Below are 11,131 nucleotides of genomic sequence, written 5' to 3'. Positions count from 1 at the left end.
CCCCGCCGCCCCTACCCGTCCCATCCCTGGGGGCTGCCGCCCCCAGACCCCCGCTTCGGCCTGAACGGCCTCGTCCTCAAACGCCGGACGGGCTGAAGTGCCAGCCCTCTCACGAAAGCAGGCCCGCCCCACCATGACCGCAGCAGCCCAGCGCAGTGCCGCCGCAGTCCATCGCAGTGAACACGATCTGCTCGGTGACCGTGATGTTCCCGTCGAGGCGTACTGGGGTGTCCACACCCTGCGTGCCACGGAGAACTTCCCCATCACGGGCATGACCATCTCCGCCTACCCGCACCTCATCGACGCCCTCGCCGCCGTCAAGGAGGCCGCCGCCCTCGCCAACGAGGAACTCGGCCTCCTGGAGCCGAAGAAGGCCGCCGCGATAGTCGAGGCGTGCCGGGAGATACGGGACGGCAAGCTGCACGACCAGTTCGTGGTGGACGTGATCCAGGGCGGGGCCGGCACCTCGACGAACATGAACGCCAACGAGGTCGTAGCCAACCGGGCGTTGGAGCTGCTGGGCCACGAGAAGGGCCAGTACCAGCACCTGCACCCCAACGAGGACGTCAACCTCGGCCAGTCGACCAATGACGTCTATCCGACCGCCGTCAAGGTCGCGACCGTCTTCGCGGTGCACGAACTGCTCAAGGCGATGGCCGTGCTCCAGGACGCCTTCGCCCGCAAGGCAGTTGAGTTCCGCGACGTGCTGAAGATGGGCCGTACCCAGCTCCAGGACGCGGTACCGATGACGCTCGGGCAGGAGTTCTCGGCGTACGCCGTGATGATCGAGGAGGACCGCAGCCGCCTCGCGGAGGCGGTCGAGCTGATCCATGAGATCAACCTCGGCGCCACCGCCATCGGTACGGGCCTCAACGCCCCCGCCGGATACGCCGAGTCGGCCCGTCGCCACCTGGCCGAGATCACCGGCCTCCCGCTGGTCACCGCCGCCAACCTGGTCGAAGCCACCCAGGACTGCGGGGCGTTCGTCCAGATGTCCGGGGTCCTGAAGCGGATCGCGGTCAAGCTCTCCAAGAGCTGCAACGACCTGCGCCTGCTCTCCTCCGGACCGCGCGCGGGACTCGGCGAGATCAACCTGCCGCCGGTGCAGGCGGGTTCGTCGATCATGCCCGGCAAGGTGAACCCGGTGATCCCCGAGGTCGTCAACCAGGTCGCCTTCGAGGTGATCGGCAACGACGTGACGATCACGATGGCCGCGGAGGCGGGCCAGCTCCAGCTCAACGCCTTCGAGCCGATCATCCTGCACTCCCTCTCCGAGTCCATCACCCACCTGCGCACCGCCTGCCTCACACTCGCCGAGCGCTGCGTCGACGGCATCACCGCCAACACCGAGGCACTGCGCGCGAGCGTCGAGAACTCCATCGGCCTGGTCACCGCCCTCAACCCCCACATCGGCTACACGGCCGCCACCGACATCGCCAAGGAGGCCCTCGCCAGCGGCCGGGGCGTAGCCGAACTGGTCCTGGAGAAGGGCCTGCTGCCGGCGGAACGCCTAGCGGAGCTACTCCGCCCGGAGAACGTGGCGGGCACGGGCGCGACAAGTTAACCGTCCTACGGTGCAGCCGCGCCCCTTTTAGGGGCGCGGGGAACTGCGCGACCAGCCCCCACCGGGCCGCAGATTCATCACTACCGCCCCAACGAAGCGCCCAGCACACACAAACGCGCATTAGGACCGGCCCGGAGGGACAATGGCGATCATGGCATCAGCACCGTCGCCCCCGACCTTCCAGCCGGTCCTGGACCGCATCGCCGAGGAGATCGCCCGCACCCCGGGATGCGGGCGCCCCGCCGACTACATCCCGGCCCTCGCCTCGCAAGACCCCCGCAGCTTCGGCATGGCCGTCGCCGAACTCGACGGCACGGTGTACGGCGTGGGGGACTGGCGGCAGCCGTTCTCCGCGCAGTCCGTGACCAAGGTGTTCACCCTCGCCCTCGATCTGGCCCGCGAGGGCGACGAACTCTGGGAGCACGTGGGCCGCGAACCCTCGGGAAACCCCTTCAACTCCCTGATCCAGCTGGAGTACGAGAACGGCATCCCGCGCAACCCGTTCATCAACGCGGGCGCCCTCGTCGTCACCGACCGCCTGCACACCCGTACCGGCGACGCGGCCGGCGCACTCCTCGACTTCCTGCGCGCGGAGTCGGGCAACCCCGGTCTCACCTTCGACAAGGAGGTGGCCGCCTCCGAGGCCGGACGCGGCCACCGCAACGCCGCCCTGGGCCACTTCATGGCCTCGTACGGCAACATCGACAACCCGGTCCCGGACCTGCTGGAGCAGTACTTCCGCCAGTGCTCCATCGAGGCGTCCTGCGCCGACCTGGCCCTCGCGACCGGCTTCCTGGCCCGCCACGGCGTCCGCGCCGACGGCACCCGCCTCCTGACCCGCAGCCAGGCCAAACAGATCAACGCCATCATGCTGACCTGCGGTACCTACGACGCGGCAGGCGACTTCGCCTACCGAGTGGGCCTCCCCGGCAAGAGCGGAGTCGGCGGCGGCATCATCGCCGTGGTCCCCGGCCGCTGCACGCTCTGCGTATGGAGCCCCGGCCTGGACGAGAGGGGCAACTCGGTAGCGGGCGTCACGGCCTTGGCCCGCTTCACCACACTGACGGGGGTGTCGGTCTTCTGACCGGGAGGCCGAGGGCTTGAGGAGGGGGTGAGCCGTTGCTTTTCGGGGGCACGGGCGGTCACATTCGAGGGACGGTGCGCTGTCGCTTTGCGGGGCACGGGCGGTCACTTGCAAGCGACGGCCCCCCGCCGCTTTTAGGGGCGCGGGGATCTGCGCGACAAGCCCCCACCGGGCCCGCACCCGACACTCAACCCCCAGAGATCACCCGCCAGTAACTCCCAGGTCCCCACCCGGAGAGCACCCCGTAGCCTCCCGGCCACCCACCCTTGCCACCCTGACCAAGTGCTGGCCAAGGCTCTCCCCATCAACCTCCCCCGCTGCCAGGCCATAGGCCTGATCGGCACCGCTTGCCTCGCCCTGGGAGGCGAGACCGCCGGCGCCCTCCCCGTACGCGAACTCATCGCCCCCTCGACCGGCCGGGCGGCGCTGGGCCTCGTCGGTGTCTACTTCGGCGTCGTCCTCCTGATCGCCGCCTGGGCCATGCTCGGCAAACTGGTACGCAGCCAGGAGCCGCCCACCGTACGGTCCCTGATGCTCGTCCTCGTCGTCTGGGCGGCCCCGCTGCTCCTCGCCCCGCCCCTTTTCAGCCGCGACGTGTACAGCTATCTCGCCCAGGGCGCGATGGTCGAGGCCAACATGGACGTGTACACGCACGGCCCGGCCCTCCTCGGCGGCCCGCTCGCCGCCGAGGTCGCCCCGGTGTGGCAGCAGACCGGCGCCCCGTACGGCCCCGTGTTCCTCGCCGTCGCGTCCGGGCTCTCCGGACTGACCCGGGGCGAGATACCCGCCGGCCTGTTCGGCATGCGGCTGGTCGCGCTGCTCGGCGTGGCCCTGATGGCGGCAGCCCTGCCCCGCCTCGCCCGGCACAGCGGCGCCGACCCGGCCGCCGCGCTCTGGCTCGGCGCCCTCAACCCGCTGGTCCTGCTGCACCTGGTGGCCGGCGCCCACAACGACGCGATCATGCTCGGGCTGCTCGGCGTCGGCCTGGTCGCGGCGCTGGGCCGCTGGCCGGTCCTGGGTGCCGTACTCGTCACGCTCGCCGCCCTCGTCAAGGCACCCGCGCTGCTCGGCCTCGCCGCGGTCGTGGCCCTGCAGATCCGCGCGGGCCGCAGCCCGGTCCGGGCGGTACTGACCACGGCGGGCGCGGCAGCCGCCACCACTGTGGCCGTCACCGCCCTGACCGGCACGGGATACGGCTGGATAGGCGCCCTGAAAACCCCGGTGTCACCCCAGAACTGGGCCCTCACCAGCCTCCTCGGCCGCGCCACGGCCGCCGTGCTCACGGAGATCGGCAGCGATCTCGCGCCGCTCGCCGTCCCGGCCTGGCATCTGCTCGGCATCGCGCTCACCGTCCTCGCCATCGCGTACATATGGCTGCGCCGCCCACGCCTCAGCCCGGTCTACGCACTCGGTCTGAGCCTGGCCGTCGTGGTCGTCCTCGGCCCCGCGATCCGGCCCTGGTACGCCCTGTGGGCCCTGTTCCTCATCGCCGCCGCCGCGCCCAGCAGTTCGGTACGGCGCCGGCTCGCGGCCGTCACGGGAGTCGTCGCGCTCCTCGCCCTGCCCAGCGGCGCGCCCGCCGGCACCGAGGAACTGATCCTGGCGGTCTCCGGCGGCGCGCTGGCCGTCGTCGTCCTCTGGCAGGCCCACCAGGCGGCCCAGGCACCCCTGCGGGAGAGCACGGTATGAGCATCAGCACTGTCAGACTGCCCCGCACCGACCGCGGACGGCTCCTCCTGGTGCTCGCCCTCGCCGTCGCGGTGACCGTGTTCACGGCGACCGTGCCCCTGCTGCGCGGCTGGTTCGACCTGCGCGTCTACTACGGAACCATCGACACCTGGGTCCACCACGGCGGCCGGATCTACGACTACCGGGTGCCCGGTACGACGTACGGCTTCACCTACCCGCCGTTCGCCGCGGTCAGCATGCTGCCGATGGCGCTGCTCGGACTGCACGCCGCGATCACCGCCGCGCTGCTGCTCAACCTGGCGGCGCTCGGCGCGGTGGTGTGGATGACGGCCGGGCCGGTGCTGCGCCGCTACGGCTGGTACGGCTGGGCCCTGACCGGCTGTGCGCTGGCGCTGTTCGAACCCGTCCGCGACACCTTCAGCTTCGGCCAGGTGAACCTCGTACTCCTGGCCCTCGTCCTCGTCGACGCCTGGCTGCTGACGACCGGCAGGGCGCGCTGGGCGGGCATCGGGATCGGGCTCGCCGCCGCCATCAAGCTGACGCCCGCCCTCTTCATCGGACTGCTGCTGCTCGCCGGGCGGCGACGGGCCGCCGGGGTCGCGACCGTCGTCGCCGGTGCGGCCACCGGCCTCGCGGTGTGGATCGCGCCGGACGCCTCGCGCTTCTACTGGAGCGAGGCGCTGTGGGACACCCAGCGCATCGGCAGACTCGCGTACGTCTCCAACCAGTCGCTCCAGGGTGTCCTGGCGCGGCTGGCCGTGCCGGGCGAACCGAGCCGCGCCGTATGGCTGGTGGTGGTTCTGGTCGTCCTCGCGGTCTGGGCGTGGCGGGCCCGGCGGGCCGTCGTGGTGGGGGACTGGTGGGCCGCGTTCGCCCTCACCGGGCTGACCGCCTGTCTGGTCAGCCCGATCACCTGGGTGCACCATCTCGTCTGGCTGCTCCCGTCGTTCGCCGTCCTCCTGCGCACCGGGCACGCGCGCGTGGCGGGCGCCCTGTACGCGGTGCTGTGCACGAGCGTGGTGTGGCTGTGGTTCGACGACGCGTCCGGCGTCGACGGGTTCATCGGCGGCAGCGCGTACGTCTGGGTCACCCTCGGGTTGCTGCTGTGGCTGCCGGTGGACGGCGCCGATCAGACCCGCCGTACGCCCGCGATCCGCAGCGCCAGCGACACCGCTCCGGCCCCGAGCACGGCCGCACCCACGATCGTCCAGGTCTCCGGCCAACCCGGCCCGGTCCCGGACGTCACGGTGGCGGCCACCGGGACCGAGCGCGGCGCCTGCGGACCGGCCTGCGGTGCGGGTCGTGAGACGGCCAGCGAGCCGACGGGATCGACGCGTCCGGCGGCCCCGAATCCCCAGTCGAGCAGCGAGCGGGCCTCCTCGTAGACGGCGTACCCGCCGCCCTCCTGAGGGTTCATCACCGTGACGACCAGGGTGCGCTCGCCCCGGCGCGCGGCGGCGACCAGCGTGTTGCCCGCCTTGCTGGTGTAGCCGTTCTTGACGCCGACGACGCCGGGGTAGCGTCCGACGCCGTCGGCACCGGTCAGCAGCCGGTTGGTGTTCTGGATCTCGTACGACCAGCCGCCCCCGCCGGGGAACTTCGCCCGGGCGGTGCCGCAGTAGTCGGCGAAGTCGGCGTTGTGCAGCCCCGCCCGCCCGAACACCGCGAGGTCGTACGCCGACGACACCTGCCCCGACGCGTCGTACCCGTCGGGCGAGCGCACGTGCGTGTCGCGGGCGCCGAGTGAGCGGGCCTTGGCCTGCATCCGGGCGGCGGTCTCGCGCCAGCCGCCGCTCATGGCGGCCAGGACGTGCACGGCGTCGTTCCCGGAGTTGAGGAACACTCCCCGCCACAGGTCGGCGACCCGGTACGTACGCCCCGCCGCGACCCCGACCAGGCTGCTGCCGGCCCCGACGCCCGCCAACTCGTCCTCGGTGACCTTGTGCCGCAGGCCCGCGGGCAGCGTGGGCAGCACGGTGAGGGCGAAGAGCGTCTTGAGCGTGCTGGCCGGGGGCAGCTTGCGGTGCGCGTTGTGCGCGGCGAGCACGTCACCGGTGAGGGCGTCGGCCACCAGCCAGGACAGTGCGGACACGTCCCGGGGGAGGCGGGGTGCGCCGGGACGGAGGCGGGCGTGTGTGCCTGTGCGGTACAGCAGCTGGGCGTCCGCCGTCGGCGGCGTGGTCTGCGTGGTTGCGTCGGCGGTGGCGCGGGCGGACGCCGGGGCCGGTGCGAGGGCCAGTACGCCCGTCGCGCACAGCGCGCAGCAGGAGACGGCGACGCGAGAAGAGAATCTGATCGTCATACCGCAAACGTAGGAACGGATGTGCGGTACGGGGTGGTGCCGGGGCCGAGGGGTGGTCCCTAACACCCGGATGCGCTAGCGCTCCGCTGGGTGGGGCCGTTTTTTGGCCGCGGGTCGGTGGGGGCTGGTCGCGCAGTTCCCCGCGCCCCTGTCGGGGGCGCTGCGCGGCCCCCGACTTCAGCCGGTCGTGGGTAGCGTCGGCTGGATCCTGCGCAGGAAGGTCGCGTTGTCGGGGGTGTCGCGGAGGCGTTCCAGGAGGGTTTCCATGGCCGACTGGCCGTCCCGCGACTGCAGGGCCCGTCGCAGGCCCTGTACGGTCGTCAACTCGGCCGGAGGTAGCAGGAGTTCCTCGCGGCGGGTGCCGGACGGGATGATGTCGACGGCCGGGTACACGCGCCGGGACGCCAGTTCGCGGCTCAGCCGCAGTTCCATGTTGCCGGTGCTCTTCAGCTCCTCGAAGAAGAAGTCGTCGGCGCGCGAGCCCGTCTCCACCAGGGCGGTGGCGAGGATGGTCAGCGAACCGCCCTCCTCGGCCAGGCGCGCGGCGCCGAACAGCCGCTTCGGCCCGTGCAGTGCGGCGGCGTCGACACCGCCGCTGAGGGTTCGGCCGCCGGAGGCCGCCGCGTTGTTGTGGGCGCGGCACAGCCGGGTGAGGGAGTCGAGGAGGATGACGACGTCCTCGCCCGCCTCGACGAGCCGCTTGGCCCGCTCGATGACGAGTTCGGCGAGGGCGATGTGCTGCTTGGGCGCCTTGTCGAAGGTCGAGGCGTACACCTCGCCGCGTACGGAGCGCCGCATGTCGGTGACCTCCTCGGGGCGCTCGTCGAGCAGCACCACCATCAGGCGGCACTCGGGGTGGTTGCCGGCGACGGCCGCCGCGATCTGCTGGAGCAGTACGGTCTTGCCGGTCTTGGGCGGGGCCACGATCAGCCCGCGCTGGCCCTTGCCGACGGGTGTGACCAGGTCGGCGACGCGTCCGGCGAGTCCGGCAGCCGGGTGTTCGAGGCGGAGCCTCTCACGGGGGTGCAGCGGGGTGAGGTCGCGGAAGTGGCGACGGCCGCGCAGCTCTTCGGGCGTACGGCCGTTGACCAGCCCGACCTCGGTCAGGGCGCGCTGGGCACCGCGGGCGCCGGCGACGAGGTCGCCCTTGCGCAGGCCGTACCGGCGGATCAGTGCCGGGGAGACCTGGAGGTCGGTGGGGGAGGGCAGGCAGCTGTCGGCGGCCCGCAGGTATCCCTTCCCGTTGCTGTCGATGTCGAGGACACCGGTCGCGATGCGGGTCGGGGGCAGTTGTTCCACTGGGGGGTGTTCGAGTGTGGTGGTCATGAGACTGGGTCCTTTCAAGGACGGAGACGCATGCCGCATGAGGCACGCGGAGACAGAGAGGAAGGGTGAGAGGCCGCTGGAACTGAGCGCGCCGAACGCGCTACGGGCGGCGGAAGAGCCGATGCGCCGGTCGGAAACCGACGGGCGGGTCAGCGAGAGTGAGAATGAACTGGCACCGGCGCCCAAGACGGGGCGTACACAAGTGCTGTCGGCACCGTACCACACGATCCACGGCCACGGCTGTGAGGTGTGACTCAGCGGCTCGACGCCCGCCGAGGTGCGGACGCGCCCCCGACTCCACTGCCCGCATACCAGCCATACGAACCCCCGATGGACCTGAAGCGACGCATTTCTTGTTCTGCCCAATGGCCGTACCTACGCTTCCACCACCGCACTCCGGCGGCACTGGACAAGGGACATGGCAACCATGGGTCGACTGGCCGGGAAAATCGCTTTCATCAGTGGAACGGGGGCCGGAATAGGTCGCGCCGCGGCCCTCGTATTCGCCGCGGAAGGCGCCACGGTATTCGGCTGCGACCTGGACGAGGTGAACGCGGCCGAAACCGTCGAACTCGTCGAGAAGGCCGGTGGAATCATGCGGTCCCTGGCCCCCGTGGACCTCTCCACCGAAAGCGGCGCCCGGGAATGGATCGACGCCGGGCTCGAGGCCTTCGGCGGCATCGACATCCTCTACAACAACGCCTCCGCGCTGCGGAACGGGCCGTTCGACACCCAGCCCGTCGAGGACTGGTACTTCACCATCCGCAACGAACTGGACATCCCCTACTTCTGTACGCGCGCGGCCTGGCCGCACCTGATCGCGCGCGGCGGCGGAGTCGTCCTCAACGTGGCCTCGGTGGCCGCCGTACGCGGGGCGCCCTTCATGCCGATGGTGCCGCACGGGGCCGCCAAGGGCGGGGTGCTGGCGATGAGCAAGCACCTGTGCGCGGCCGGCGCCCCGCACCACATCCGCGTCAACACCGTCGCCCCCGGCATGACCCGCACCTCGGCCACCGCCCCCTTCCTCGACGATCCGGACGGCCCCCGGGCCCAGTTGGAGGCCCGTATCCCCGTCGGACGCGTCGGCGAACCGGAGGACATCGCCCGGGCCGCGGCCTTCCTCTGCTCCGACGAGGCGGCCTTCGTCAACGGCGCCAACCTCATGGTCGACGGCGGCGACAGCGCGATGGCGGGCTGAGCGGACGTGACCACCCGACTCGACCACGTGGGCGTCAACGTACGCGATCTGCCTGCCCAAACCGCCTGGTACCAGGGCGCGTTCGGCCTGAAGACCGTCTTCGAGTTCCACCTCGAAGGACCCGGACTGCGGGGCGTCGTCCTGGAGCATCCCGACGGCTGGCGCCTCGAACTGCTCGCCCGGCCCGGTTCCGCGCCGGGCCTGCGCGCACCGGACCCGCTGACCGCCGCCCTCACCGAGGGATACGGGCACTTCGCGGTCACCACCCCCGAACTCGACCCCGTTCATGACGCATTGGTCGCCCATGGGGCGGGCGAGGTCATGAAACCGGGGCCGTCCCCCGAACCGGGCGTGCGTATGGCCTGGGTCAGTGACCCCGAGGGAAATCTCATCGAACTCATAGAGAAGAAGCCGCGATGACGCAACCAACGAAATCGATCTCCCTGAACAGACTCGACAAGGGCACGCTCATAGCCTGCTGCCTCGCGGTCGCGGCGGCGCAATTGTGCATTACCGTTCCCTCGCCCATCAACGGGGAAATCCAGGCCGCATTCGGGGCCTCGGGTTCCCAAGTGGCCTGGGTGACTTCCGCCTTCATTCTCCCCACCGCCATTCTGGAACTCAATTTCGGTGTGGTCGGAGATCTCTTCGGCCGTAAGCGCCTGCTCGTCCTCGGCGGACTGATCCTGGCTCTCGGTGAACTCCTCAACGCCACCGCGCAGAGCATCGGCATGCTCTGGACCGGCCAGGCCCTCGCCGGTATCGGCGCTGCCGCGCTCTTCCCCAGCTCCCTAGCGGTCATCGCCGCGGCCACCCCGGACCAGAAGGACCGGGCGAAAGCCGTCTCCACCTGGGCACTGAGCATCTCCCTGGCCTCGGCGCTCGGACCGCTGTCCTCCGGTGTGCTCGCCACCGTCGCCGACTTCCGCTGGGCGTTCGTCCCGCCGGTCGTCCTCGGGCTGATCGTCGCGGTCGCGTGCTGGAAGCTCGTCACCGACTCCAAGGCACCCGAGGGCCGCACACTCGACTGGCCCGGCCAGATCACCATCGCCGTCGGCCTCACCGCCCTGCTCTGGGGCATCATCGAGGGCGGCGAGCGCGGCTGGAGCAGCGCGGCGATCGTCGGCTCCCTCTCCCTGGCCGCGGTGGCTCTCGTCGGGTTCGTCGTCGCCGAACTGCGCGCCGCGTCACCGATGTTCAACCTGGAACTGCTGAAGATCCCCTCGTTCGCGGCGGCGGCCGTCGTCGCCCTCGCCGGGATGTTCGGCTTCATCGGTACGGCGTACTGCGTGTCGATCCGGCTTGGCGCGGTGATGCACCTGAGCGCCCTCAAGGCAGGTATGCCCTTCGTCATCCTCCAGCTGATCCCGCTGCTCCTCGCCCCCGTGCTGAGCCGGATGCTGACCAGGATCGACGCCCGCTGGCTGCTGATGGGCGGTCTGCTGCCCATGGCCGCCGGTCAGTTCTGGATCGCCGCCCTGCCCATCACCACCACCTCCCTCGCGGCCTTCATCGGCCCGGTGCTGCTGCTGGGTGTCGGCTTCATCTGCGTGGTCTCCTCGCTGACCTCCGCCGCCGTCAACGCCGTCCCGATCCACATGACCGGCATGGCCAGCGGCGCCACCAGCCTCGTCCGCGAGTTCGGGCAGGGCCTCGGCCCGGCCGTCATCAGCACGATCGCGATGAGCGCCGCGTCCTCCGCCCTCGTCGGCAAGCTCAGCGGGGCCGACGCGGGCATGGAGGCGGCGGCCGGACCGCTCGCCGTCGTCAACGCGGGCAGCGAGAGCGCCCGCGCCGCCGCACAGACGGCCCTCGGCCACGGCATGGCGGTCGGCGTGGTGATCTGCGGCTGCGCCTCACTGCTCGGCGCGGTGGTCACCCTGCTGCTGGTCCGCAAGAACACCGCCCGGTCGGAGGTCGACGCGACCGGGGAGGCGGCGGTGCAGCCCGCGACCGCGTGATCCGTAG

The 11,131-nt window shown here is 71.3% G+C and carries 8 protein-coding genes and 1 pseudogene; 7 read left to right on the top strand and 2 right to left on the bottom strand.

From position 1 onward, the window contains the following. Nucleotides 1-133: 133 nt before the first annotated feature. The 4 genes from aspA (at nucleotide 134) to ACWCRB_RS16875 (ending at nucleotide 5,722) form a co-directional block, all read left to right on the top strand. On the top strand, nucleotides 134-1,564 hold the full coding sequence (aspA, locus tag ACWCRB_RS16890; protein ID WP_450996782.1) for an aspartate ammonia-lyase: 1,431 nt from the start codon (nucleotides 134-136) through the stop codon (nucleotides 1,562-1,564). Nucleotides 1,565-1,706: 142 nt separating this feature from the next. Next, nucleotides 1,707-2,648, top strand: a complete 942-nt coding sequence (locus ACWCRB_RS16885) for a glutaminase (protein ID WP_369029877.1) — start codon at nucleotides 1,707-1,709, stop codon at nucleotides 2,646-2,648. 282 nt (nucleotides 2,649-2,930) lie between these two features. Continuing rightward, complete coding sequence (gene mptB / locus ACWCRB_RS16880; RefSeq protein ID WP_450996781.1) at nucleotides 2,931-4,337, top strand: polyprenol phosphomannose-dependent alpha 1,6 mannosyltransferase MptB; 1,407 nt, start codon at nucleotides 2,931-2,933, stop codon at nucleotides 4,335-4,337. Then, nucleotides 4,334-5,722, top strand: a complete 1,389-nt coding sequence (locus ACWCRB_RS16875) for a glycosyltransferase 87 family protein (protein ID WP_450996780.1) — start codon at nucleotides 4,334-4,336, stop codon at nucleotides 5,720-5,722. The genes mptB and ACWCRB_RS16875 overlap by 4 nt, the downstream gene beginning before the upstream one ends. Nucleotides 5,723-5,805: 83 nt before the next feature. Here the strand turns inward: ACWCRB_RS16875 and ACWCRB_RS16870 are convergent. Next, nucleotides 5,806-6,639: pseudogene (locus ACWCRB_RS16870) on the bottom strand (D-alanyl-D-alanine carboxypeptidase family protein); the annotation flags it as partial. A gap of 177 nt (nucleotides 6,640-6,816) precedes the next feature. Then, complete coding sequence (gene rho, locus ACWCRB_RS16865; protein ID WP_450996779.1) at nucleotides 6,817-7,965, bottom strand: transcription termination factor Rho; 1,149 nt, start codon at nucleotides 7,963-7,965, stop codon at nucleotides 6,817-6,819. 418 nt (nucleotides 7,966-8,383) lie between these two features. Between rho and ACWCRB_RS16860 the strand changes: the two genes are divergently transcribed. The 3 genes from ACWCRB_RS16860 to ACWCRB_RS16850 are packed head-to-tail and all read left to right on the top strand — an operon-like array spanning nucleotide 8,384 to nucleotide 11,124. After that, nucleotides 8,384-9,163, top strand: coding sequence for an SDR family NAD(P)-dependent oxidoreductase (locus ACWCRB_RS16860; RefSeq protein ID WP_450996778.1), 780 nt, complete (start codon nucleotides 8,384-8,386; stop codon nucleotides 9,161-9,163). Between the two features lie 6 nt (nucleotides 9,164-9,169). Further along, the gene (locus ACWCRB_RS16855; protein ID WP_450996777.1) at nucleotides 9,170-9,583 is read left to right on the top strand and encodes a VOC family protein; all 414 of its coding nucleotides are present in this window, start codon (nucleotides 9,170-9,172) and stop codon (nucleotides 9,581-9,583) included. Further along, nucleotides 9,580-11,124 carry an MFS transporter gene (locus ACWCRB_RS16850; protein WP_450996776.1) on the top strand — a complete coding sequence of 515 codons (1,545 nt, stop codon included), beginning with the start codon at nucleotides 9,580-9,582 and terminating at the stop codon, nucleotides 11,122-11,124. The genes ACWCRB_RS16855 and ACWCRB_RS16850 overlap by 4 nt, the downstream gene beginning before the upstream one ends. The last annotated feature ends 7 nt before the right edge of the window (nucleotides 11,125-11,131 follow it).

It is taken from the genome of Streptomyces sp. NPDC002156, assembly GCF_053593675.1.
This window is presented reverse-complemented; position numbering and strand designations above follow the sequence as displayed.

Coding starts and splice junctions, on each gene's coding strand:
- aspA (WP_450996782.1), top strand. CDS start 134: ATGACCGCAGCAGCCCAGCGCAGTGCCGCCGCAGTCCATCGCAGTGAA.
- ACWCRB_RS16885 (WP_369029877.1), top strand. CDS start 1,707: ATGGCGATCATGGCATCAGCACCGTCGCCCCCGACCTTCCAGCCGGTC.
- ACWCRB_RS16875 (WP_450996780.1), top strand. CDS start 4,334: ATGAGCATCAGCACTGTCAGACTGCCCCGCACCGACCGCGGACGGCTC.
- rho (WP_450996779.1), bottom strand. CDS start 7,965: ATGACCACCACACTCGAACACCCCCCAGTGGAACAACTGCCCCCGACC.
- ACWCRB_RS16860 (WP_450996778.1), top strand. CDS start 8,384: ATGGCAACCATGGGTCGACTGGCCGGGAAAATCGCTTTCATCAGTGGA.
- ACWCRB_RS16850 (WP_450996776.1), top strand. CDS start 9,580: ATGACGCAACCAACGAAATCGATCTCCCTGAACAGACTCGACAAGGGC.